Below are 23,691 nucleotides of genomic sequence, written 5' to 3'. Positions count from 1 at the left end.
ATGATATGCACCGAAGCGGCGCATGGATGACCAGGTGTGCATCGGATACCGCCTATTGTGGGAGTGAGCTTGCTCACGAAGACATCATCCCTGCCGCTGAAAATCCAGCAGATGAATCGTCATCTTCGCGAGCAAGCGGCAGCGCCACTCCCGCCCCACACGTCTAAAGCACGTAACGCGAAATCGCAACAAAGTGCAGCAGGCTGCCGGCGATGACAAACAGGTGCCAGACCCCATGAAAGTGTCGGACCTTGGTGTCGAACGCGAAAAAAATGATCCCCACGGTGTAGAACACGCCACCCAGCGCCAGCCAGATGAATCCGGCCATGCCCAGCGCGGCGATCAGCGGATTGACCGCGACCAGCACGATCCAGCCCATGACCGCGTAAATGACGATGGACATCACCCGCGCTTCGGACCGGGGTTTGATTTCCTGGAGGATGCCGATGATCGCCAGCGCCCAGACGATACCGAACAACGTCCAGCCCCACGTCCCGTGCAGCGTCACCAGACAAAACGGCGTGTAGCTGCCCGCGATGAGCAGATAGATCGAAAAGTGATCAACCTTTTGCATGATCACTTTCGCCCGGCCGCGAACGCTGTGGTACACCGTCGACGCGCTGTACAGCATCACCAGCGCCACACCGTAGACCGCGACGCTGATGATCTTCCAGATATCCCCCGTCATCGTGGCGACAACCAGCATCCAGACGGCGCCAATCGTCGCCAGAATCGCGCCGACCAAGTGGGTCCAGGCGTTGAATTTTTCTCCGTAGTACATCCGCAAACTACCTCTCTCAATTGCGTGACACGCGCCAAGCGTCCTGCTTCTGAACCGCGATGACAACGTCTAGTGTGGTGTTATCGAGAATTTAATGCAGTCAGCCGCCGATCTCTTCGGCACAATCGGGCGCTCTCAAAACAAGAATCCGGCGCGGATCCATACGATGCAGATCGACGAAGAGCTCACCCTCAAGAAGCTGGAAATCTTTCTGGCGTTCATGCGCACCGGCAATCTCGCGCGCGCGGCGGCGGAGCTGCAGACGAGCACGGTCAGCGTGCACCGGGCGATTCACTCGCTGGAAAGCGCGTTGCGGTGTCCACTGTTCAAGCACGAGGGTCGCAACCTCACGCCCCTCGAAGGCGCTTATGTGCTGGAGGAGCGCGCGCAGAAGCTGGTGCAGGACGTGCTCAGCACCATCGAACAGACGCGGCAGGCGGCGGGGTTTTCGGCGGCGCGGTTCAAGCTGGGCGCGCTGTATTCACTCACGGTCAAAACCGTGCCGCAGCTGATCATGGGCCTGAAGATCCGCCGCAGCGAACTCAACATCGACCTGATCCTGGGCTCCAATATCGATCTCTTCTACAAGCTGAAGAACATGGAGGTGGATGCGATTTTGGTGTCGCTGAACGAATCCGTGAGTGATCCGGATTGCGAGCAATTGCCGCTGTTTTCCGACGATATTTTTCTCGCCACGCCGGCTGATTCACCCTTTGCGCTACAGAGCGAGGTGGACCTGAGCGACCTGCGGGAAATGACCTTCATTACCCTGACCCAAGGCTTCGCCACCCACCGCGATGGCGCGCGGGTGTTTGAACAAGCCGGTTTTGAACCGAAGATCGCCATGCAAGTGAACGACATCTTCACGCTGCTGAGCATGGTCAGCTCCGGAGTGGGCTATGCGCTGTTGCCCGGGCGAATCGCCGCCGTCTACGAAAACCGCGTCCGCCTGGTGCCGCTGCAAGCGCGATACCGCATGCAGCAGCACATCGGACTGGTGTTCCTCAAAGCCCGGGAGCGTGACCCGAACCTCTTGGCGTTGCTTGCGGAATGCCGGATGTACTCGAACCGGCTGGCACAAGGCTGAGTCTGACTCCCCCGTGTGGAAGAGAGCTTGCTCACGAAGATGGCATTTCAGTCGCTGAAAGTTTGGTGGATGTACCGGCCCCTTCGCGAGCAAGGTGGATCGCCACCCCGGTCGCTCCCACAAATTACCTGTCAGTAGATACATCTGCGGCGTCTTCTGACACCGCGCTTTCTTGCATCAAACACATCCCTTGTGGGAGTGAGCTTGCTCACGAAGATGGCATTTCAGTCGCTGAAAGTTTGGTGGCTGTACCGACCCCTTCGCGAGCAAGGTGGATCGCCACCCCGGTCGCTCCCACAAATTACCTGTCAGTAGATACATCTGCGGCGCCTTCTGACACCGCGCTTTCTTGCATCAAACACATCCCCTGTGGGAGTGAGCTTGCTCACGAAGACGGCATTTCAGCCGCTGAATTTATAGCGGATGCACCTGCCCATTCGCGAGCAAGGTGGATCGCCACCCCGGTCGCTCCCACAAATTACCTGTCAGTAGATACATCTGCGGCGTCTTCTCACACCGCGCTTTCTTGCATCAAACACATCCCCTGTGGGAGTGAGCTTGCTCACGAAGACGGCATTTCAGCCGCTGAAAGTTTGGTGGATGTACCGGCCCCTTCGCGAGCAAGCTCGCTCCCACAAATTACCTGTCAGTAGATACATCTGCGGCGTCGTCTGACACCGCGCTTTCTTGCATCAAACACATCCCTTGTGGGAGTGAGCTTGCTCACGAAGATGGCATTTCAGTCGCTGAAAGTTTGGTGGCTGTACCGACCCCTTCGCGAGCAAGCTCGCTCCCACAAATTACCTGTCAGTAGATACATCTGCGGCGCCTTCTGACACCGCGCTTTCTCGCAGCAGACACACCCTTGTGGGAGTGAGCTTGCTCACGAAGATGGCATTTCAAGCGCTAAATTTGTAGCGGATGTACCGGCCCCTTCGCGAGCAAGCTCGCTCCCGCAATTCCGATGCCGGCAGATACATCAGCGTTCTGGCGCGGAACGGCAGCACGTTGCTGAGGCCACGCATCCCAAAGCCTCAGCCCAAAATCCCGCGCACGATGAAGTACAGCAGCGAAGGCCCCAGCAGGCAGCCGAGCCCCGTGTGGAAGGTCGCCGTGAGCGCGCCGTAAGGCACCAGCCGCCGGTCCGTCGCCGCCAATCCGGCCGTCACGCCGCTCACGGTGCCGGCCAGACCGCCGAAAACCATCGCCGAGCGCGGGTTATCCAGCCCCATCCAGCGCGCAGCCATCGGGGTGCCGACCATCACCAGAATGGCTTTGATCAGACCGGTCGCGATCGACAGCGCCATCACATCCGAGGTCGCGCCCAATGCCGCACCGGTCACCGGCCCGACGATGTACGTCACTGCGCCCGCGCCAATGGTGGTGATGCTCACCGCATCGCGATAGCCAAACGCGTACGCCACACAGCAACCGACAATGAATGGCAGCAACGTACCCAACAGCAGCGAGAACGCGCCGATCCAGCCGGCCTTTTTCGCTTCGGTGGCCTGCACTTCGAAGGCCGTGGCGACGATGGCGAAATCACGCAGCATCGACCCGCCCATCAGGCCGATCCCGGAGAACAACGCCAGGTCCGCCAGCCCTTTCTGGCCACCGGTCATCGTGCCACCCACCCACGCCAGCACCAGGCCGATGACGATCGCAATGGCCGAACCATGAATGCGCCCGAACGTCAGGCGCTTGGACAGCACCACCGAAATCCACATCACCACGCCCACCACGGCGAACGCGGTGACCAGGCCCTGGCTGATCAGGTCTTTCTGAATGAGCTCCCACATATCAGCGGCCTCCTGCTGGCGAAACAGTCGGCGCGATCACCGGCAGCGGGTGCGCGAGTTCGTCTTCTTTGGGCAGTGGCTCGCCCTTGTTGATGCGGCTGATGACTGCAATCGTGCAGCCACAGACCACCACCGACACCACCGCCGCGATGACCGCGATCGGCCCGCCCTTGAGCGCCGTCACGACGTTTTGCTGAGCGGCCATGGCCACGACGACCGGGATGTACATGGCGCCCCAGAAGCCGACGCCCATTTCGCAGCCTTCGCTCATGCCGCCACGCTTTTGCATGAACAGCCGCGCGCAGATCAGCAGGATCATCGCGATCCCCACGCCGCCCACGTTGGATTTTACGCCCAGCAGCACGCCGAGCAGATCACCGAGAATCACCCCCGCGAGGGTGCAGATTGCGAGTAACGCCACGCCATAAATCACCATTGTTCTTATCCTCAAATTGCATCGTCGAAGTTGTTGTTTTTGTGTTCCTTCGAAAGCAGCAGTCGGTTTATGAGTGGCGGCGTTCCTCCTCTCGCGACAGCGCGCTGAGCGTGTCCAGCCGGGCGCCCTGAAAGGCGACGACCGATCCTTGTTCGAAAACGCGACGCGCCAGGCCTGTCAGCACGGTGCCCGGCGGCAGTTCGATGTGCAGCCGCGCACCTCGCTCGTAGACGGTTTGCACCGTGCTGCGCCAGTCGATCACCCGGCACATGTTGAACGCCAGATCGTCGCGGACCTTGTCGGCGCTGAGCATCGGCCGCGCGGTGCTGCCGCTGAGGTATTTCAGCGTCGGCGCTTTCACGGAAACTCGTGCGAATGCATCGGCAAGGGCGCGTGCCGGTTCGGCCAGCAGTTCGCAATGGGACGGTACGCTGACCGCCAGCCGCTTGGCCGCCGCAGCGCCCTGCTCTTTTGCGAGCGCAGCGACGGCCGTTATGGCTTCGTCTCGGCCAGCAATAACGAACTGGGTATCAGCGTTGATGTTGGCCAGATAGACCGGCGTCTCAACGCTGTGAATGCGTGCGATCAGGCTTTCGACCGTGGGTTGGTCCAGCCCGATCAGCGCGGTCATGCCGTAGCCCTGTGGATAAGCGCTCTGCATCAGCTCACCCCGCAGCGCCACCAGACGCACCGCATCTGAAAAATCCAGAGCCTCCGCGATCACCGCCGCCGGATAAGCACCGATGGACAAACCTGCGACCATGTCGGGGGGGTTCCCATCGGCCATCAGCACTCGGGCGCAGGCGACGCCCGCGATTAACAGGCACAGCTGAACAGCTCGCGTCGATTGCAGGGAGGCGGCCGTATCCAGCGTCAGGACGTCCTCGCTCAATGCAGCGCTCGCTTCTGCCAGGCACTGTTCAACCAAGGAGTGCTCCGGCAGCCCGTGGAGCATGCCCGGCTGTTGCGCGCCCTGGCCGGGAAACGCCCAGAAACTGCTCATGCCGCAACCGCCTGCGCCAGCCAAGGGTTATCCACAAGCCGCGCGCCGTCTTCGGCTTTGAGCAGCACCTGGCGTGACGGTCCTGCCCACTCGCGCAGCGCGACTGCACCAAAGGGGGTTTGCAACTGAAGGTCGATGCGACACACCGCGCTGGCAAGCTGATCGACCAAACGACCGGCGTGCTGGCGATCAAGAAAATCCGGGGTGCGCAAGATGAGATCGAGATCGCTGTCCGCGTGCAGCACGGCTACGCCACTCGCCAGCTCGAAACCGGCGCCACCCGCCACGCCCCACGGCAGGCCGAGCGCGTCCATCACTGGACGAATCTGCTGCAAGGCTCGCAACGCCGGCCAATCAGCGTCAGCCGTCATGTCGATCAACGCCTCAGGCCGCACGCGCCGCTGCACATCATCAAGTTTCATGTGGGTGGCGTAGCGCTGATCCCGGGACTGACCTCTCACGCCCACCGCTACCAGTCCTGCCCCGACACGAGCGCGGCGCACTACCACCGGATGACCGAGGCCGATGGCCTCGAACGCCCACGCCGGCGCGTCGATCGGCAACGCAGCCGTCGGCAGAGCCCACAACAGGTCGTGGGGCAGCACCGGCTGGGAACTACTCATTACCACTGCGCCCGCAACAGCTCGCGGACTTTCGACGACGCCCCACGGTTCGGCGCGCCGAGGCGTGAACTCAGGTCATTGGCGCCGGCCAAGGTGTCTTTGATCGCTGCAATCAGGCAGTCCTGAACCAGGGTGATATCCGAAACGCTGGGCTGTTCGATCTGGCTGACCGACAGGGTTTCCCACAGCAAACCGAGGCTGGCGTAGCTGTCGATGTCGTAGGCCATCGGCGGCACGCTGGCAGCGAGTTTTTCCAGTTCCTCGACGCTGCGCAGTGTCACCCGCGCTGCAGATGCCTTGCCCATGGCGTGAACCATCACACCCGGGTCGCGCAGGGCAATCAGCCGATTGGCCTGATAGCCGTGGGCGAGAAACGCACCGGACATCGCTTTGCCGACCAGTAGGCCAATTACCGGATGCCCGGCCAGGCGCGCCCGAGCATAGGCGTCAACCGCGCCGGCCAGTGCCTGGTGAATACCCAGCGCTTCTTCGCGGCGGCCATAGGCCTGACTCGGCACGTCGATGATCGCGATCAATGTCCGCTTGCTGTCGCTGTCCCGATCCAGTTCGATGGCGCCGTCCACGGCCTGGGCCAGACCCCATCCTTCAAGCAATCCGACTTCGCCGCTTTGTGCGCGGGGAAAGCGGTTGGCAGGGTCAGCGACCACCGCCAGGAATCGCGCCGGGCGATCACCCAGTACGCCATCCGCTGCTTTCACCGACGCCGGCAGCCCCGCCACTTCAGCAGCGTTTGCGGCCAGCGCGTTGAACCAGTTCAATCCACGGAGTGAGTAAGCACTCATGACCGGTCTCCTTGATAGGCAGCGCGCACCGAAGCGGGCGCTATCTGCTGGGCAGTCTCCACGTGCGACAAACGCTCGAGGAACCACGCGTATCGACTGCTGCGTTCCTGCTCGGGCTTGCCCTTGTGCAACAACGCATGCACCTGTTGCTGAATGGCGCTGATGTCGTCGGCGACAAAGGCGTCCACCAGACCGCTGGCAAAACGTTGCTCGCCCCCGGTCAGGCTCCAGATGAACGGCCGGTCGCGGGAGTCGTATTCTTCAATGCCGGCTTCCTGCTCGATCACTTGCGGGCCGTTCAGGCCGAGACGCGCTTCCTGAGTGACGACCAGATAACTGCACAAGCCCGCCGCAATCGACATGCCGCCGAAGCAGCCGACGCTGCCTGCCACTACGCCGATCACCGGCTGATAGCGACGCAGATCAACAATCGCGGCGTGAATGTCAGCGATGGCCGCCAGTCCGAGATTGGCTTCCTGCAAGCGAACGCCCCCGGTTTCCAGCAACAGAACGGCTGCGGTGGGAATGCCCTTGCGATTGTCTTCGGCGGCCAGCTCCAGCGCGCCAGCCATCTTCGCGCCGCCGACTTCGCCCATGCTCCCGCCTTGAAAGCCGCCCTCGATGGCGCAGATCACCACCGGTTTGCCCTCGATCGTGCCTTTGGCGATCACCACGCCATCGTCGGCCTGGGGGACGACGCCTTGCTTGGCGAGCCAAGGGGAGACGAGGCGCTCGAAGGGATCGATCAGCTCACGAAAACTGCCGTCATCCAGCAGTGCGCGCGCGCGTTGCCGGGCGCCGAGCTCGACGAAACTGTGCTGCTGCAGAAGCCGCGTGCTGTCAGTCATGACCGACCTCCTCGAAACCTTGCTCCAGGCGCAGCCGAACCACGCCCGGCGTGGCGCCGAAATCATGAATGTCGATGCTCATGGCCGGCGGCGTTTGGCCGTCGAACATGCGCTGAAAGAGGTTTTCCCAGCGCGCCGAACTGCCGTTGACCGACGTCAGCACCTGAATCGTCAGCTTGCCCGGCTGGCCCGGTTCAAGCAGCACTTCCAGATCACCCGAACCGACACAACCCACCAGCGCGCGCCCCCTTGGCGGCTGCCCGGCGGGGAATTCAAAAGAAAGGGTTTCCATGATCAGACGTTCCTCGTTGCATCGCCGAGCGCAGGCTCCAGGCGATCAATAAACAGGCAAGCGGCGAGCAAATCGGCGGCGCCGCCGGGGGAGGCGTTCAGGCCCAGCAGTTGTTGATCCAGCTGATTCAGCGCGCGACGGCCGCTGAGGGTCGCGCTGCCGCCGGCGTCCAGTACCCGCTGCGCACCGTGTTGCACGGCGTGCAGGCCTGCTTCACCCGCGCGATACAGCACGCAGGTATCGGACAGCGTGGTCATGATCGCCAGCAGCGCATCGAGTCGCGCGTTCTGCTCGCCATGTCCGGCGCCGCGGCTGCGGAGGAGTTGCGGCAAGCCGGTTTGGATGACGGCAGGGAAACCCGCTTGCGCTTGCTCCCGGGCGCCCATTGCGCCGTATTTCTGCGCAACGGTTTGGCCATGGCTGTGGCTCTGGTTGGCGGTCTGGTGACGATCCTCGATCAAGGCCAGATCGCCAGCACGTTGGCAAAGCGCTTCCGGGGAAAGCTCATCGGGATTCAGTGCTGCCGCGGTGACCAGCAAACCCAGTGCCCAGATCGCGCCGCGATGGGTATTCACCCCGTTGGTCGTGCGCATCATCGCCGCTTCGCCTTCGCGACCGAGGCGTCCGATGGTTTCCCGCAACAGCGGATTGATCTCGCCGATGGCAATGGCGGCGTCGGCCATCTGCTTGAACGCGGGCCATAGCGACAGCGCTGATGCGTGCATCAGACCCAGGTGCAGGTCCGTGTGGGCGCCACTGCTGCGACGATCAACCAGCGCCGGTTTTGGCGACAGGTCGGCTTCGTCGATCAGTGCATCAACCGCCAGATCAGCCAGGCGATCAGCCAGCGAGGCAGAACCGGGCGCGGCATCGAAAGTCTCGAAAGCTACGTTGAATGCGCGCATCACCAGCTCCTGAATTTCGCAGGCGGGTTGTACAAACCGCCGGACCATTCCACCAGTTCGGCGATGCTCTTGGCGGCAAGCAGTTCGCGGCTGGCGTCGGTGCGGCGAATGCCCAGGTCTTCGGGGAGCGCGATCAGCCCTTCGCGGCGCATACGGGCGGTGTCTTTGGGGTTGTGGCGCAGGCCGATGGAGGTCACGCCAGCGACGGCGGCGATCATGGCCTGACGCTCTTCCAGGCTGCGCGCCTTGTACAGATAGGCGATGCCTTCTTCGGTCACCAGGTGAGTGACGTCGTCGCCGTAGATCATGATCGGCGCCAGAGGCATGCCGCTTTTTTTCGCGACTTCGACGGCATCCAGTGTCTCGACGAACGTGGGTTTGCCGCCCTCCTGGAAGGTCTCGACCATTTGCACGACAAGCTTCTTGCCGCGCTCAAGATAGGCGTCCGGCCCGTCACCGCTCTGCTGGCGCATGTCCAGCCAGGCAGGCGTGGCGTGACGTCGGCCGCGCGGGTCGTGGCCCATGTTCGGCGCGCCGCCGAAGCCGGCGAGGCGCCCGCGGGTGACGGTGGAGGAATGGCCGTCGCCGTCGACTTGCAGCGTGGCGCCGATGAACAGGTCAACCGCGTATTGCCCGGCCAGCTGGCACATCATCCGGTTGGAGCGCATGGAGCCATCGTGACCGGTGAAGAACACGTCGGGCCGTGCCGCAATGTAGTTTTCCATGCCCAGTTCGGTGCCGAAGCAATGCACGCTTTCGACCCAGCCGCTTTCGATGGCGGGGATCAGCGTCGGGTGTGGGTTGAGCGTCCAGTTGCGGCAGATCTTGCCCTTCAGGCCCAGAGATTCACCGTAGGTCGGCAGGATCAGTTCGATCGCCGCGGTGTTAAAGCCAATGCCGTGGTTGAGGGACTGAACGTTGTGTTTTTCGTAGATCCCGCGAATCGCCATCATCGCCATCAGCACGTGCACCGGCTTGATGTGACGCGGGTCGCGGGTGAAAAGCGGCTCGATGTAGAACGGCTTGTCGGCGACGACCACGAAGTCGACCCATGACGCCGGGATGTCCACGCGCGGCAGGTCGCTGACGTCATCCACCAACTGGTTGACCTGCACGATGACGATGCCGTCGCTGAAGGCGGCCGGTTCGATCAGGGCGGGAGTGTCTTCGGTGCTGGCGCCGGTGTAGATATTGCCGGCGCGGTCAGCCATGAAACCGGCCGAAAGCACGACGTTGGGAATCAGGTCGACCAGCAGCCGGGAATACAGCTCGATGTAGGTATGAATCGCGCCGATTTCCAGCAGGCCGTCTTCCAGCAACTGGCTGATGCGCAGGCTTTGGGTACCGGCGAAAGAGAAATCCAGCTTGCGGGCGATGCCACGTTCGAACAGGTCCAGATGCTCGGCCCGACCCACGCTGGGCATGATCATGTGCAGGTCGTGGAGCTTGCCGGGATCGGCCTTCACCAGTGAGCGCGAAAGGAAATCCGCCTGCTTCTGGTTATTGCCTTCAAGTACCACGCGATCGCCCGGCGCAATCAGCGCCTCAAGCGCCGCGACAATCTTGTCGGTGGGCAGTACAACGCCATCGGCGAAGGAACGCACCAGGTCGAGCCGTCGCAGTTTTTCAGTGCGACGACGCGACCAGCGCGGGTCAAGTTTCGTTGTTGTGGTCATGCTGACTCCACGAGTTCGCTGTCGTGGGGCAGATTAGGAGGGGCGGCGGCTCGGCATCAATCAAGCAAATGCGCTAATCATTACCGTGAGAGTAATGATCAGTCGGGCCAGTTGATCTGATAGCGGGTGCTGCGCCCGCCGCCCGGAAGTCTACGCAGGCAGTCTTTTCCCAACAGATCTGCGAGATGCCGAGTGGCGGTGGCTTTACTGACCTTGGCGAGCGCCTGGTATTGAGCGGCGCTGATGCCGTCGGTGAAACCCGCGTCCGGCCTCTCCGACAACAGGTCGCCATTCAGCAAACGGTTGAGCACTTTGATTTGCTCGGTGGATAGCCCGTCATCCCGATGGGCTTGCCAGAATCTCGCCTTCGCCAAAACCCGGTCGATGCGCTGGATGGCCTGCTCAAACGTATGGAGCAGCGTCTGCAAAAACCAAACGAGCCACTCAGTGATATTCAGCCCACCGCGCTGGGTCGCCTCCAGAATCCGGTAGTAGTCCTGACGGCGGGCTAGGATGCTGACGGACATGGCGTAAAAGCGTATGGCCTGGTGTTCGCCCTGGGCCATGGCCAGATCAGTGATTGCGCGGGTCAAACGTCCGTTGCCATCGTCGAACGGGTGCAGCGTCACGAACCAGAAATGTGCGACGCCCGCGCGGATCAGCGGGTCGAGGGTAGGGTCGGCGCGGCTACTGTTGAACCAGTAGAAAAAGTCATCGAGCTTTTGCTCCAGGCCTTCGCGCGGAGGTGTTTCGAAATGCACCACGGGTCGGTCAATGCGACCGGACACGACCTGCATGGGTTCGGGGCCCCTAAGCACGCCAACCTGGATGGGCTTTGCCGTCAGCGCGTTCGTCTCGGGAAACAACAAGCGATGCCAATGCATCAGCCGTTCGGACGTCAGCGGGGCGTCATGTTGTTGGGTGGCATCCAGCATCAACTCTGCCAGACCCCGTCATATTCGGCTCAAGGTATGAGCCGAATATGCGGTTTATTCGGCTCATCGTCTAGGAGGGATTGGGCGTGATCGGCAATATCACCTTCAGCAAGCACTGAGCCGCTACCTGGAAGCCGAGATGCGCCAGATGCAGGCTATTTCGGACGGCATAGCAGATGCCAACGCAGCAAACCTTACCGATATCGAATCTGTAAAAGCGAAATACTTCAGCCTGATATGAGCCGGCTTCCGCTGGCAGTTCCTGGATGCTCCAGACAGACACAGGTTGAGCATGCTGGAGATCAAATGGTGGGAGCGAGCTTGCTCGCGAAAGAGCCGGGACAGCCGCTAAATCTTCAGCGTTTGAAATACAGCTTTCGCGAGCAAGCTCACTCCTACAGGGGGCTGTGTCCGGTATGCAATCTGCGGCGGCTGACATGCATTCGTGGGAGCGAGCTTGCTCGCGAATTGGCCGGGACAGCCGCTAAATCTTCAGCGGCTGAAATACTGCCTTCGCGAGCAAGCTCACTCCTACAGGGGGCTGTGTCCGGCATGCAATCTGCGGCGGCTGACATGCATTCGTGGGAGCGAGCTTGCTCGCGAATAGGCCGGGACAGCCGCTATAACTTCAGCGTTTGAAATGCAGCCTTCGTGAGCAAACTCACTCCCACAAGGGCTGTGTTGGGCATGAAATCTGCGGCGGCTGACATGCAGGCGTGGGAGCGAGCTTGCTCGCGAAGGGGCCGGTACATCCACCAAATCTTCAGCGTTTGAAATGCAGCCTTCGTGAGCAAGCTCACTCCTACAGGGGGCTGTGTCCGGTATGCAATCTGCGGCGGCTGACATGCAGTCGTGGGAGCGAGCTTGCTCGCGAATAGGCCGGGACAGCCGCTAAATCTTCAGCGGCTGAAATACAGCTTTCGCGAGCAAGCTCACTCCTACAGGGGGCTGTGTCCGGTATGCAATCTGCGGCGGCTGACATGCAGTCGTGGGAGCGAGCTTGCTCGCGAATGGGCCGGGACAGCCGCTAAATCTTCAGCGGCTGAAATACAGCTTTCGCGAGCAAGCTCACTCCTACAGGGGGCTGTGTCCGGCATGCAATCTGCGGCGTTTGAGAGCCGGGAAGTCTCTTACAAATTCGGCGTCATCTGAACCAACCCCGCCTCCACCAGCCACTCCTCCAGCGCCACAAGGTCAGGGATCTTCGCGACTGTCTCGCCCACTTGTACCGCGGCCAGTTCCAGCTCGGCCAGCGGCACGTCGACGTAGCTGAGTTGGCTGTCGAGTTTGCAGGAGCGCGGAATGCCTTGGGTCAGCAGCGCGATGAATTTGAGGTCAGGGCGGCCGCCGAGTGCGTTGAGCACGACGATGCGGGCGCGGCCTCCGACCCGGGCGCGGCTGCCGCAGGCGGCCTCGAAACTGAGCAGCGGCAAACTGCGGTTACGCCAGTTGATCGGGCCCAAATACCACTGCGGTGCGGCGGGGTCGGCAACGCTGTCTTGATAGTCGATCAGCTCGGCGACGGCGACGTTGGGCAGCAGCAGGTGCCGATCACTCAGGGGGATGAGCAATCCGGTCAGGCTGGTCAGCCGCGCCGTTTGCGTCGTGGTGTCAGACATGGGCGTGGCTCCAGTGAGCAATGCTTTGCAACAGAGCGGCTTCCTGATACGGCTTGCTCATGTATTCGTTCACCCCCAGCGCCATGGCGTGGTCGCGGTGCTTCTGCCCTGATCGCGACGTGATCATGATGATCGGCAGGTGCTTCAGGGCGTCGTCTCCGCGGATCTTGCTGACGACTTCAAAGCCGTCCATGCGCGGCATTTCGATGTCCAGCAGCATGATGTCCGGGGTGTGCTCCTGCAGCAGCGCCATGGCATCGACCCCATCTTTGGCCGTCAGCACGTTCATGCCGTTGCGTTCCAGCAGGCGGCCGGTGACCTTGCGCACCGTCACCGAGTCATCCACCACCATCACCAGCAACGGCCGCGCCTGTTCGGGTTCGACATAGCGCACCGGCGCATGCCCGGCGACCTGCAACGCCAGCAGCTTGGCGTGAAAGCGCCGGATGTGCGCAAACAGGTCGAGAATCAGCACCACGCGGCCGTCGCCCAGAATGGTCGCGCCGGCAATGCCGGGTATCGACGAAAACTGCGGACCCAGGTTCTTCACCACGATCTCCCGCGAGCCGGCCAACGTATCCACCTGCACCGCAATCCATTGATCGTGTACGTGCACGAGAAGCACCGGCAGCGGTTGGGTCTGTGTCTGGCCGCCCAGTTTCGGCGGATGACCGTTATTGAGCAGCTCGCCCAGATAACGCAGCTCGTAGGTTCGCCCGTTGTACTCATAGCGCGGCGGCACGGACTGATAACAGGTCTCCAGCTCGCTCGGCATCACGCGCACGATACCCTCGATGCTGTTCAGCGGCACGGCGTACTGTTCTTCGCCGCACTGCACCATCAGCGCACGGTTGACCGACACCGAGAACGGCAGGCGGACACGGAAACGCGCGCCCTCTCCCGCTTTGGAATCAATGACCATCGAACCGCCGAGATCCTTGACCTCGGCGTGCACCACGTCCATGCCGACGCCGCGCCCGGAAATCTGGGTGATGGTCTCGGCGGTGGAAAAGCCCGGGCGCAGGATGAACTGCAGGATGTCGTGCTCGCTCAGCTCGGCGTCCGAACTGATGATGCCGCGCTTGATCGCCTTGCGCCGCACGGCCTCGAAGTCGACACCGGCGCCGTCGTCGCGCATCTCGATAACGATGTCGCCGCCTTCGTGGGCCAGGCTCAGCGTGATATGCCCCCACTCGGATTTACCGGCGGCCAGGCGTTCCTCGACGCTCTCAAGCCCGTGATCGACGGCGTTGCGCAGCATGTGCTCCAGCGGCGCAACCATGCGCTCGAGCACGTTGCGGTCCATCTCGCCTTCGGCGTTGATGACGTCGAACTTGACCTTCTTGTTCAGCTCGCCCGACACCTGACGGACGATCCGACGCAGGCGCGGCACCATGCGCTCGAACGGCACCATGCGCGTGCGCATCAGGCTTTCCTGAAGCTGGGTGTTCACTCGCGCCTGTTGCTGCAAGAGGGTTTCGGCCTCATGGGCGCGGGTGTCGAGGGTTTCCTTGAGGTCCATCAGGTCGGATGCGGACTCGAACAGCGCGCGGGACAACTGCTGCAGCTGCGAATGCCGGTCCATTTCCAGCGGGTCGAATGCTTCGTAACCGCGCCGATCAACGGGGTGATCGCGGCTGAGAATACGGCCCTGGGTTTCGATATCGAGTCGGCGCAGTTGATCGCGCATCCGCTCGATGGTGGTTTCCATCTCGACCAGTGTGACCTGCGCGTCGCTGACCTGCTGCTCGACACGGCCCCGGAATATCGAGGTTTCCCCCGCCAGATTCGCCAGGTCTTCCAGTTGCTCGGCCGGTACCTTGATCATCTCCGGGCCGGTGCGCTCGCCGTCGGCCTCGGCCTGCGCCGCCGTATCAACAACCGGCGCGGGCAGCACAGCCGGCGCCTCCTGAGGTTTTTCGACAGGTTCGCGGGCGGCCCCGGATGACGTGTAATGACCGATGCTCTCGATCAGCAGCGCCGGGTTGGGCAATGGCTCGTAACCGCGAACGGCATCGACCATGTCGGCGAGCATGTCGTGGCCGCTTTGCATCAGGCCGTTGAGCAGCGCGCTGTTTTTCAGCGCGCCGGTCGACAGTCCTTCGTACAGCGACTCCAGCTCATGGGCCAGGTCGCCGATCGGCGCAATCTCCACCATGCGCGCGCCGCCCTTGAGCGTATGCAGATCGCGCAGCAGGTTTTCCACTTCCAGCATGTTCTGCGGATCGGTCTGCCAGCGCACCAACGCCGCGCTGCTGCTCTCGATGATGTCGTCGGCTTCTTCGAGGAAGATTTCCAGCAGTTCCGGATCGCGTTCGTCCAGCGAGTGAATCATCGAGCTGACATTGCGCGTCTGGCCGTCATTGGGCAGGAGGTAGCGATTGCGCTGGCGAAACTCGCGAATCTTCTCGATCAGCGGCGCGGGACTGGTCAATGCCGAACGGTGCTGCAGCTGTTCAAGCATCAGCGACAGGTGATCGTGGCTGTGCACCAACAGCTCCGCCAGTTGTGGCGAGTAACCGCAACGTCGATCAATCAGGCCTTCGTAGAGCGATTCCAGCTCATGGCCGAGGTCGCCCACCGGCCCGATTTCGGCCATGCGCGCGCCCCCTTTGAGGGTGTGCAGGTCACGTTGCAACGATGACAGCGGCAGCGGGTTTTCCGGGTCGTCGAGCCAGCGTTGCAGCGCAGGACCGGCGATGTCGAGAATATCCACCGCCTCTTCGAGGAAGATCTCGACGATTTCCTGATCGAAATCATCGCGCGAAGGCCGGGCGGGTTGAGCGAGGCGTTCGCTGACCTCTTCCATCTCCGTGATGCTTGTTGCTCCGGCGCCATTACTTTTGATCACCCCCATCGCGCCGGGGTCCAGCGCCTCGGCGAGCAGACCGCGCAAGGCGCTCACGCGCTCAGGGCACGGCTGGACTTCCTGTCCGGCGGCGACCTGATCAAGCATGTTGATCAGTGCTTCGTGGGCTTTTTCGGCTTCGTCGAAAAAACGCTCGCTGACGGCAAGGCTGCTCTCCTCTACGGCGCCATACAGGTCGAGCAGCGCTTCGCAGAGCTCATCGACCTGGGGCAGGTCGGCGACGTGCGCGCCGTGGCCGAGCATGGTCAGTTCGTCGAGCAACGCGTTCAATTCCTGGCGGTGGCCGGGGTGCTGGCGCCAGTCTTTGAGCAAGTTGTCGGCGTCCAGCAGGATGTCCATGCCTTCGGCCAGAAAGCTCGCGATCAACTGCGGATTACGCCGCGTGCGCAGGCCATTGCTGTCGTCGCTCAAGGCATCGGCCAGCCGTGCGTCGAGCAGCTCCTGGGCCTGTTGAATCAGGGCGGCTGCGCCTTCGATGGGCATCAGCGGGTCGACATTCAGCTGGGCGAGACCTAAATGAAACAAAGGCCCGGCCGCACGCAGCAGGTCGATCTCGGCCTGGCCGACCTCGATCAGGTTGGTCTTGAACTCGCGGACCAGTTGATCCAGCGGGCTCGCCAGCTCGGCGATCGGCAGGACGCCCGCCATGTACGCGCTGCCCTTGAGGGTGTGCAACGCGCGCAGCAAATCGTTGCTGAATACAGGTGCGTCAGTATCCTGAGCAGCATCGAGGTAGCGGCTCATCGTGTTCAGGTGGGTGTGGGCTTCCTGACGGAAAATTTCCAGCAACTGCGGGTCAAACCCCTCTTCGTCCTCCAGCCGTTGCGCAGGCTCGATGTCACCCGCTTCGCCCTGGGCTAGCGCATGGGCCTGGGCGGCCAGTTGGTCGACATCGTCACGCTGACGCTGAACGTCCTCGGCGAAATCGCGAATCACGTCCGGCAGCAAGGCTTGAACGTCCGTGAGCAACTGCTGCACCCGCGCGTCCGGCTCGACGCTGTGCTCCAGTACGCGGTTCAGGAGGTTTTCTACCGACCACGCCAGTTCGCCCAGAATCAGCGCGCGCACCATCCGGCCGCTGCCCTTGAGCGTGTGAAACGCACGACGAATCTCGCCCAGCGCCGAAAGGTTGCCGGGATCGGCAATCCAGCGCGGCACGTACTCGCGCAGTGCTTCGAGCATCTCGTCGGTTTCTTCGAGGAAGACTTCGCGCAGCTCGTCATCGATCGCCTGCTCACCCTTCGGTGGCGGCAACAGACTGGCCGGCATGTTCCGCGCCGGCGGGTTGACCGCCGACAGCGGGCTGGCCAGCACTTCGGCGATGGTCTGGCTTGGGCTGACCAAGGCCTGCCGCTCGTGCAAATCCTGCAGCTCTTCTTCGCTGATGACTTCTTCGAGCACCGGCACATCCAGTGCATCGGGGACCGGCGAGTAACCAAGCCGGGCGAGACTCTCCTGGGCCAGATCCAGCACGTGTTCACCCGGCGCTTCCGGGTCTTCGGCCATGCGTTCGAGGTAATACTCGACGCCAATGATCACGTCCGCCAGGTGATCGAGCTGCGAGGCCGCCGGGCTTTCGGTGTCAACCAGCAAGTGTTCGGTGATGTAGTCGTTACAGGCCGCCAGCAGTCCGGATGCCCGCGCCAGCGGGATCATCGCCAGCGCGCCGCGCACCTGAATCAACTGCTCCGACAGCGGCAGCAGACGTGCCCGGTCCATTTCACCGTCGACGTACTCGTCGATCACGTCCTTGGCCTGCTGCAGAACGATGCGCGCTTCCTTGATGACGAGTTGGTGAATCTGACTGAGATCAGTCGTCGGCAGACGGCTTTCTTCAGGGCTGCTCTGGTTAACCGTTCCGGCCATGCCCGCGAGGGTGGATTCGACGTACAGCAGCGCACCGGCGACGTCCATCAAGGTGGCATCGTCGGGTGCGCGTTGCCCCTGGGCCATGCCCTGCACCACGGTCATCTGATCGATGATGACTTTACGCGGCTGGCCGAAACCCAGCACCGCCAGGGTATCGGCGATCTGCCGCAACGGTGGCAGCAAGGCGTTCAGCTCGCTGACGTGCTGACGGTCCCCGCGCACAAAAACGTCGAGCCGCTCCTTGGTCCGAACCAGCTCGTCGCACAGGGCAATGATCACCGAGCGCATGGCGTCGCGATCCGGCCCGGCCATGCGCGCACGTTCTTCAGCGACCAAGGCGCTGTGCGGCAGCGCATCGGCGAGTGCGTACTGATCCTTCAAGTCCGTCATCTTCTGCGCCTCGCTGTCGGACTTGGCGATGTAAAACAACAGGCTTTTCAGGAGTTCGTCGGGCGCAGGCTGATTGATGCCTTCAATGCCTTGATCCAGCAGACGTTTGAGTTCTTTGTCGGCATCCTTGAACAGGCTGCGCAGCGCCGGGCTGTTGGTGAAATTGCCGCTGAGCATGGTTTCGACCAGCGCGGACGCGATACGCCACAGCGGTTCGAGGGGCGCGTCCTCGCACAACACCTCAAGCCGCGCGAACACCTTGCCCATGTAACCGAGTTGAGTCTGCACGTCCTGATCGCGAAGCAGCCCGACCAGCGCGGTTTGCAGCGTCTGCCGCAGCTTGCGCAATTTCGCGGGCAATTCGGGATTGTCGCGCTCGGCCAATGCCTGAGCATCAAGCGCGGGGATAGACAGCAATTGCGGCGAGAACAGGCTGGTTTCCGACAGCAGGCTTTCGCCCCGGGCGCTGCGTAAATCGTTGAGCAGCGGCAGCACCACCAACGGCAGGTCACGGCGGGCGGAGTGCACACGCTCCAGGTAAACCGGCAATTGCGTCATCGCCAGATTCAGCAGCTGGATCGCTTCGCTTTCCTGGGCGACGTGGCCCTCTTTGAGCGCCAGCGCCAGCTGTTCGATTTCCTCGGCGAACAGCGCGGCGCCGTAGAACTCGATCATCTGCAGGCTGCCGTGAACCTGATGGATGAGCTCCAGGCACTCGTCCATTGCCGCGGCGTCGTGCGGTTGGGCGACGAACGTGTCCAGCGCCTGTCGGGCGTGTGTGAGGGTTTCGGCTATTTCGCCTTTGACCCACTCCAGGGCCACGTAATCGTGACGGTCAGCCATGGTGACTCCGGTTGCCTGTGCCTTGACGCTGCTTCATGTGCATTGACTGGATTATTAACGGGGCTATCAAGCAGGCCATCAATGCCGCGAGGCCGGCAACTTGAAGCCGGACACCGAGCGGCGCATCTCGCTGGCCATCTTCGCCAGATTGCCCATGCTCCGGGCGGTCGCCGCCGTGCCTGAGGTGGTCTGTGTGGTGGTCTGCTGGATCACCAGCATGGTCGAGGAAATCTGCTGACCCAATGCAGCCTGCTGCTGCGCCGCGTTGGTGATGCTTTCGACCAGCCCGGCGAGGATCTTCGACACGCCTTCGATTTCTTCGAGCGCGACACCGGCATCCTGCGCCAGCCGCGCACCGCGCACCACTTCCGCCGTGGTTTGCTCCATGGAGATCACTGCTTCGTTGGTGTCGTTCTGAATCGCGCGCACCAGGGTCTCGATCTGCTTGGTCGCCGACGACGAGCGCTCGGCCAGCCGCTGCACTTCATCGGCCACCACCGCAAAGCCGCGCCCGGCATCGCCAGCCATCGACGCCTGGATCGCGGCATTTAGCGCAAGAATGTTGGTTTGGTCGGCAATGTCATCGATCAGGCTGACGATGTCGCCAATCTCCTGGGACGACTCGCCCAGACGCTTGATGCGCTTGGAGGTGTCCTGAATCTGCTCGCGGATGTTGTCCATGCCGGTGATGGTGTTGTGCACCACCTCGTTGCCCTTGTTGGCAATGGTCACGGACCGCTCGGCCACCGTGACGGACACGGACGCATTGGCCGAGACCTGATCAATGGAAGTCGCCATGTCGTTGATGGCATTGGACGCCGCGGCGATCTGCAACGCCTGATGCTCGGACGCCGCGGCCAGTTGGGTGGCGGTGGTCTGCGTGTCCTTCACGGCGCCGAACACTTGCTCGGCGGTGAGGTTAATTGTCGACACCAATTCGCGCAGTTGATCGATGGAGTAGTTGATCGAATCGGCAATGGCGCCGGTGAAATCCTCGGTGACCGAGGCGGCCACGGTCAGGTCGCCGTCCGCAAGGTCTTCGATTTCGTCGAGCAGGCGCATGATCGCGTTCTGGTTGCGCTCGTTCTTCTCGGCGGTTTCGCGCAGTTGCCGGTTGGTTTCGCGCACCATCACCAAGCCAATCAGGATGATCGACGCCAGCGCCAGCAGGCCCAGAATGTAGCCGCCATAGCTATAGGCTGCGCGACCACCGGCCATGTGCTCGAAACTGTTGGCCAGCACCGAGGCTTCGTCGAGGAGGGTTTGCGAGAGGTTGAAAATGCTACCCGACGCTTCACGGACTTCCAGCAGCTCCGGCGAGGTTTCGAGGATTTCGTCGACCGACCCGGAGACGAACTGGAACAGCTCGGCAATCTCGGCCAGCCGCGCCCGCGCATCGCGGTCTTCGACTTGGGCGATTTTCAGGGTGGCGTTGCCTTCGAGCATGCCGTTGAGTACGCGCCCGAACTGGCTGGCGTCGCGACCAAACGCATCGGCTGCCTGAACCGCCGTTTCGTCACCGGACAACACGGTGTTGACCGCGCCCAGTATCCGCTCGGCCAGCAGGGACTGGCGCTGGGCGAGGGCCACCTGGCTGGCGGGCGCACGGGTTTGAAGAAGGATGTCGACGACCTTTTCCGATTCGATCTGTAATTGCGGAATGGTCTCGGCAAGGGTTGCCGCCACCTGATGCAGCGAGAGCACGGTCTGCTCACGGGCAAGAATCACGTCGGTGCTTTTGCGCAGGTTTTCCCAGTCGGTCTGCACCGCTTTCAGCTCATCGCTCACCGCAGCTGGCGCAGCAGGCAGGCCGGTGTTCTTGTCGCCTTTCTTCAGATACTGCCAGCGCGTGTCGAAGTCGTTGCGCGCATCGGCCAGCAACTTGAATGCCGCCGCCTTGCCCGCCGCCGCTTCCGTGGCGTTCTTGGCGATGCGCTGGGACAGCACGCGCAGCTCGCCGGCGTGGCCGATATATTGTTTGTCGTAGTTGGACTGCGTGCTGAGGTACGCGAAGTTGACGAACAGCAGCATGATGAAAACGATGAGGCAGATGAACAGCACAACGATCTGCGATCGGCTGCGCGCGCCTTCCAGTGACTTGCCGGTATTACTCATTGCTCAGGGCTCCGCCTGATGTTCGATTGAGGGAGGGCATCAGCCTTCTGGACCTGCACTGTTCAGCCCGGCGCATCAGAGCGCCACGTCCATAAACTCAGCCGACTGCACCAGAGCGCGCGGGCTGAACACCTGCCAGGCCTGCTCACGGACGAACCGTCCTTGTATGTAGGGCGCGACGCGGGGTTCGCCGTCGTGCGCCAGTTCAGGCATCAGGCTGCGCTCGCTGAAATGCTGCATGCCCAACACCTCGTCAATGAGCAGACCGACGAACACACCCTCGAAGTCGATGACCAGCACGCGGCGGTGTTTGCGCAGGGGTGAGAGTTCGTGGCCGAAGAAGGCGCACAGATCCATGATCGGCAATAGGCGGCCGCGCAGATTGGCGATCCCGCAGACCCACGCCTTGGCACCCGGCAACACCGCACAGCGCGGCTCGTGGAGGATTTCGTCGACCTCGCCCATGGGGGCCACGTAATGGCGCTCGCCCATGCGAAAGCCAATGCCGCTCCAGCCTTGCTGGCGGGTTTCCTGCAGCGGCAGGCCGGCAGCGAGGGAGCGGCAGCGCTGGTCGATATCGAGCAGCAGCTGGAAGGCGGTTTGTGACTGAGCCATGAGCGTCAGCCGGGGGTCAGCCCGCAAGCACCGCGTTCAGGGTTTTCATGAGGGTTTCTTCGTCCACCGGCTTGGTCAGGTAATCCCGCGCGCCCTGGCGTTTGCCCCAGACTTTGTCGGTTTCCTGATCCTTGGTGGTGATCATGATCACGGGGATCATGCTGGTGTCAGCGTCTTTGGTCAGCTGACGGGTCGCCTGGAAACCGTTCAGGCCCGGCATGACGATGTCCATCAGGACGGCATCGGGCTTTTCCTGACGGGCCAGGGCCACGCCATCGGCACCGTTCTCGGCCTTGAGGACCTGATGGCCGTGCTTCTCCAGCATGCCGGTCAGCTTGTACATTTCGGTCGGCGAGTCATCGACGATGAGAATTCGAGCCATGGTGCTTCCCCATAGAAACAGCCGTCCCGCACGAGGGGGTCGGCATCAAGATAGTTGTTGTTCTACTGCAACGAAACCGGGCACGTGGGCCTTGATCGCACTGAGCAGTTCTTCCTTGCTGAACGGTTTGGTCAAAAACTGATCGGAACCGACGATGCGCCCCTTGGCCTTGTCGAACAGCCCGTCCCTTGAGGACAGCATGATCACCGGCGTGGATTTGAACGCCCGGTTGTTCTTGATCAACGCGCACGTCTGATACCCGTCGAGCCTGGGCATCATGATGTCGACGAAGATGATTCTGGGATGATGGTCGGCAATCTTGGCCAGTGCGTCGAAGCCGTCGATGGCGGTGATCACTTCACAGCCGACGTTTTTCAGCAGGGTCTCGGCGGTGCGACGAATCGTACGGGAGTCGTCGATGACCATCACTTTCAATGGGGCTGAATGCTGTTCCATATCTGCTCTACCATCGCCGCGGCGAATCAGATGGGTTGCCTTCTGCCGGGCATCTGGTTTTGGGTCGGGATCATCGGGAGGCGCCAAAGACAGCTGGCGCGACACCGGATGCCGAGCCTTTTTAGCACACTCTCCACGGTCAATCCATAAAGCCTTGCCCCTTGACCCAAAGCCGGCGCGGCGCCACCCTGACGCCTATTTTCGGCCTGTCGTGGCCATTACCGATCAGAGGATATTACCCATGAGCATTCGCCTGGGAATCGTCATGGACCCCATCGAGCGCATCTCCTATAAAAAGGACAGCTCGCTGGCCATGCTCCTGGCAGCGCAAGCCCGCGGCTGGTCGTTGTTCTATATGGAGCAGCACGACCTGTATCAGGACGCCGGCCAGGCCCGCGCCCGCATGAAGCCGCTGAAAGTCTTCGCCGACCCGGCCCACTGGTTCGAGCTGGAGGCCGAAGTCGACAACGGGCTGGACGACCTGGACGTGATCCTGATGCGCAAGGATCCGCCGTTCGACATGGAATTCGTCTACTCCACCTATCTGCTCGAACAAGCCGAGCGCGCCGGCGTGCTGGTGGTCAACAAGCCGCAAAGCCTGCGTGACTGCAACGAGAAGCTGTTCGCCACGCTGTTCCCGCAATGCACCCCGCCCACGCTGGTCAGCCGTCGCGCGGACATCATTCGCGAGTTCGCCGCCAAGCACGGCGACGTCATTCTCAAGCCGCTGGACGGCATGGGCGGCGCGTCGATCTTCCGCCACCGCGTCGGTGATCCGAACTTGTCGGTGATTCTCGAAACCCTGACCAAGCACGGCCATGAGCAGATCATGGCGCAGGCCTATCTGCCCGCCATCAAGGACGGCGACAAGCGCATTCTGATGGTCAACGGCGAACCCGTGCCGTATTGCCTGGCGCGCATCCCGGCCGCCGGCGAAACCCGAGGCAACCTGGCAGCAGGTGGTCGTGGCGAAGCCCGCCCCCTGACGGACCGCGATCGCGCGATCGCCGCCGAAATCGGCCCGACGCTGCGGGAAAAAGGCCTGCTGTTTGTAGGCCTGGACGTAATTGGCGAGCACCTGACCGAGATCAACGTCACCAGCCCGACGTGCATCCGCGAGATCGATAACGCGTTCGGGACGGACATTGGCGGCATGTTGATGGATGTGATCGAGAAGAAGCTGCAGGCCCGGGCTTAACCCGCCTCCTTGTGGGAGTGACCGGGGTGGCGCTCCACCTTGCTCACGAAGGCGGCGTTCCAGCCGCCGAGGATTCAGCGGATGCTCAGGCCGCTTCGCGAGCAAGCTCGCTCCCACAGGATATTCGTCTGTTCGAGGTATCGGGAA

The 23,691-nt window shown here is 62.2% G+C and carries 18 protein-coding genes and 1 pseudogene; 2 read left to right on the top strand and 17 right to left on the bottom strand.

Annotation, left to right across the window (positions count from 1 at the left end):
- Positions 1-163: 163 nt before the first annotated feature.
- Positions 164-781 carry a PAQR family membrane homeostasis protein TrhA gene (gene trhA, locus IFT47_RS13550; protein ID WP_192173224.1) on the bottom strand — a complete coding sequence of 206 codons (618 nt, stop codon included), beginning with the start codon at positions 779-781 and terminating at the stop codon, positions 164-166.
- Between the two features lie 166 nt (positions 782-947).
- Between trhA and IFT47_RS13545 the strand changes: the two genes are divergently transcribed.
- Complete coding sequence (locus tag IFT47_RS13545; protein ID WP_192173225.1) at positions 948-1,868, top strand: LysR family transcriptional regulator; 921 nt, start codon at positions 948-950, stop codon at positions 1,866-1,868.
- Positions 1,869-2,902: 1,034 nt separating this feature from the next.
- Here IFT47_RS13545 and madM read toward each other — a convergent pair.
- The 16 genes and pseudogenes from madM to pilG all read right to left on the bottom strand — a co-directional run bounded on the left by madM (position 2,903) and on the right by pilG (position 22,346).
- Positions 2,903-3,667: a malonate transporter subunit MadM gene (gene madM / locus IFT47_RS13540; protein WP_122624431.1), complete on the bottom strand. Its 765-nt coding sequence runs from the start codon at positions 3,665-3,667 to the stop codon at positions 2,903-2,905.
- A gap of 1 nt (position 3,668) precedes the next feature.
- Positions 3,669-4,103: a malonate transporter subunit MadL gene (gene madL, locus IFT47_RS13535; RefSeq protein ID WP_192172962.1), complete on the bottom strand. Its 435-nt coding sequence runs from the start codon at positions 4,101-4,103 to the stop codon at positions 3,669-3,671.
- A gap of 67 nt (positions 4,104-4,170) precedes the next feature.
- Positions 4,171-5,106 (bottom strand): malonate decarboxylase subunit epsilon, encoded by a 936-nt coding sequence (mdcH, locus tag IFT47_RS13530; protein ID WP_192172963.1) that lies wholly within the window; start codon positions 5,104-5,106, stop codon positions 4,171-4,173.
- Positions 5,103-5,735, bottom strand: coding sequence for a malonate decarboxylase holo-ACP synthase (locus IFT47_RS13525; protein ID WP_192172964.1), 633 nt, complete (start codon positions 5,733-5,735; stop codon positions 5,103-5,105). The genes mdcH and IFT47_RS13525 overlap by 4 nt, the downstream gene beginning before the upstream one ends.
- Positions 5,729-6,532 carry a biotin-independent malonate decarboxylase subunit gamma gene (gene mdcE / locus IFT47_RS13520; RefSeq protein WP_192172965.1) on the bottom strand — a complete coding sequence of 268 codons (804 nt, stop codon included), beginning with the start codon at positions 6,530-6,532 and terminating at the stop codon, positions 5,729-5,731. Before mdcE ends, IFT47_RS13525 begins: the two co-directional genes overlap by 7 nt.
- Entirely contained in the window at positions 6,529-7,380 is an 852-nt protein-coding gene (locus IFT47_RS13515; protein WP_192172966.1) for a biotin-independent malonate decarboxylase subunit beta, read from the bottom strand. The genes mdcE and IFT47_RS13515 overlap by 4 nt, the downstream gene beginning before the upstream one ends.
- Positions 7,373-7,672 carry a malonate decarboxylase subunit delta gene (locus tag IFT47_RS13510; protein WP_133775589.1) on the bottom strand — a complete coding sequence of 100 codons (300 nt, stop codon included), beginning with the start codon at positions 7,670-7,672 and terminating at the stop codon, positions 7,373-7,375. Before IFT47_RS13510 ends, IFT47_RS13515 begins: the two co-directional genes overlap by 8 nt.
- 2 nt (positions 7,673-7,674) lie before the next feature.
- Positions 7,675-8,577 (bottom strand): triphosphoribosyl-dephospho-CoA synthase, encoded by a 903-nt coding sequence (locus IFT47_RS13505; protein WP_192172967.1) that lies wholly within the window; start codon positions 8,575-8,577, stop codon positions 7,675-7,677.
- On the bottom strand, positions 8,577-10,253 hold the full coding sequence (gene mdcA, locus IFT47_RS13500) for a malonate decarboxylase subunit alpha (RefSeq protein WP_192172968.1): 1,677 nt from the start codon (positions 10,251-10,253) through the stop codon (positions 8,577-8,579). The genes IFT47_RS13505 and mdcA overlap by 1 nt, the downstream gene beginning before the upstream one ends.
- Before the next feature lie 98 nt (positions 10,254-10,351).
- Positions 10,352-11,203 (bottom strand): annotated as a pseudogene (locus IFT47_RS13495) (Fic family protein); the annotation flags it as partial.
- Positions 11,204-12,318: 1,115 nt separating this feature from the next.
- Positions 12,319-12,807, bottom strand: a complete 489-nt coding sequence (locus IFT47_RS13490; protein ID WP_122536410.1) for a chemotaxis protein CheW — start codon at positions 12,805-12,807, stop codon at positions 12,319-12,321.
- Positions 12,800-18,778 carry an Hpt domain-containing protein gene (locus tag IFT47_RS13485; protein WP_192172970.1) on the bottom strand — a complete coding sequence of 1,993 codons (5,979 nt, stop codon included), beginning with the start codon at positions 18,776-18,778 and terminating at the stop codon, positions 12,800-12,802. The genes IFT47_RS13490 and IFT47_RS13485 overlap by 8 nt, the downstream gene beginning before the upstream one ends.
- 78 nt (positions 18,779-18,856) lie before the next feature.
- Positions 18,857-20,893: a methyl-accepting chemotaxis protein gene (locus tag IFT47_RS13480; RefSeq protein WP_192172971.1), complete on the bottom strand. Its 2,037-nt coding sequence runs from the start codon at positions 20,891-20,893 to the stop codon at positions 18,857-18,859.
- A 75-nt stretch (positions 20,894-20,968) separates the two neighbouring features.
- Positions 20,969-21,508 (bottom strand): chemotaxis protein CheW, encoded by a 540-nt coding sequence (locus tag IFT47_RS13475; protein ID WP_192172972.1) that lies wholly within the window; start codon positions 21,506-21,508, stop codon positions 20,969-20,971.
- 16 nt (positions 21,509-21,524) lie between these two features.
- Positions 21,525-21,890 (bottom strand): twitching motility response regulator PilH, encoded by a 366-nt coding sequence (gene pilH / locus IFT47_RS13470; RefSeq protein ID WP_065991171.1) that lies wholly within the window; start codon positions 21,888-21,890, stop codon positions 21,525-21,527.
- A gap of 45 nt (positions 21,891-21,935) precedes the next feature.
- On the bottom strand, positions 21,936-22,346 hold the full coding sequence (gene pilG, locus IFT47_RS13465) for a twitching motility response regulator PilG (protein WP_037018874.1): 411 nt from the start codon (positions 22,344-22,346) through the stop codon (positions 21,936-21,938).
- Positions 22,347-22,587: 241 nt separating this feature from the next.
- On the opposite strand from pilG, the gene gshB reads away from it, so the two are divergent.
- Positions 22,588-23,544 carry a glutathione synthase gene (gshB, locus tag IFT47_RS13460; RefSeq protein WP_192172973.1) on the top strand — a complete coding sequence of 319 codons (957 nt, stop codon included), beginning with the start codon at positions 22,588-22,590 and terminating at the stop codon, positions 23,542-23,544.
- The last annotated feature ends 147 nt before the right edge of the window (positions 23,545-23,691 follow it).

It is taken from the genome of Pseudomonas sp. CFBP 13711, from assembly GCF_014842265.1.
GTDB lineage: Bacteria > Pseudomonadota > Gammaproteobacteria > Pseudomonadales > Pseudomonadaceae > Aquipseudomonas.
Note: the sequence above shows the minus strand (reverse complement) of the source record. Positions and strands in the feature narration are given on the sequence as shown.

What these genes read in the sequence shown, in the direction of transcription:
- trhA (WP_192173224.1), bottom strand. Translation starts at nt 781, where the DNA reads ATGTACTACGGAGAAAAATTCAACGCCTGGACCCACTTGGTCGGCGCG.
- IFT47_RS13545 (WP_192173225.1), top strand. Translation starts at nt 948, where the DNA reads ATGCAGATCGACGAAGAGCTCACCCTCAAGAAGCTGGAAATCTTTCTG.
- madM (WP_122624431.1), bottom strand. Translation starts at nt 3,667, where the DNA reads ATGTGGGAGCTCATTCAGAAAGACCTGATCAGCCAGGGCCTGGTCACC.
- madL (WP_192172962.1), bottom strand. Translation starts at nt 4,103, where the DNA reads ATGGTGATTTATGGCGTGGCGTTACTCGCAATCTGCACCCTCGCGGGG.
- mdcH (WP_192172963.1), bottom strand. Translation starts at nt 5,106, where the DNA reads ATGAGCAGTTTCTGGGCGTTTCCCGGCCAGGGCGCGCAACAGCCGGGC.
- mdcE (WP_192172965.1), bottom strand. Translation starts at nt 6,532, where the DNA reads ATGAGTGCTTACTCACTCCGTGGATTGAACTGGTTCAACGCGCTGGCC.
- IFT47_RS13515 (WP_192172966.1), bottom strand. Translation starts at nt 7,380, where the DNA reads ATGACTGACAGCACGCGGCTTCTGCAGCAGCACAGTTTCGTCGAGCTC.
- IFT47_RS13510 (WP_133775589.1), bottom strand. Translation starts at nt 7,672, where the DNA reads ATGGAAACCCTTTCTTTTGAATTCCCCGCCGGGCAGCCGCCAAGGGGG.
- IFT47_RS13505 (WP_192172967.1), bottom strand. Translation starts at nt 8,577, where the DNA reads ATGCGCGCATTCAACGTAGCTTTCGAGACTTTCGATGCCGCGCCCGGT.
- mdcA (WP_192172968.1), bottom strand. Translation starts at nt 10,253, where the DNA reads ATGACCACAACAACGAAACTTGACCCGCGCTGGTCGCGTCGTCGCACT.
- IFT47_RS13490 (WP_122536410.1), bottom strand. Translation starts at nt 12,807, where the DNA reads ATGTCTGACACCACGACGCAAACGGCGCGGCTGACCAGCCTGACCGGA.
- IFT47_RS13485 (WP_192172970.1), bottom strand. Translation starts at nt 18,778, where the DNA reads ATGGCTGACCGTCACGATTACGTGGCCCTGGAGTGGGTCAAAGGCGAA.
- IFT47_RS13480 (WP_192172971.1), bottom strand. Translation starts at nt 20,893, where the DNA reads ATGAGTAATACCGGCAAGTCACTGGAAGGCGCGCGCAGCCGATCGCAG.
- IFT47_RS13475 (WP_192172972.1), bottom strand. Translation starts at nt 21,508, where the DNA reads ATGGCTCAGTCACAAACCGCCTTCCAGCTGCTGCTCGATATCGACCAG.
- pilH (WP_065991171.1), bottom strand. Translation starts at nt 21,890, where the DNA reads ATGGCTCGAATTCTCATCGTCGATGACTCGCCGACCGAAATGTACAAG.
- pilG (WP_037018874.1), bottom strand. Translation starts at nt 22,346, where the DNA reads ATGGAACAGCATTCAGCCCCATTGAAAGTGATGGTCATCGACGACTCC.
- gshB (WP_192172973.1), top strand. Translation starts at nt 22,588, where the DNA reads ATGAGCATTCGCCTGGGAATCGTCATGGACCCCATCGAGCGCATCTCC.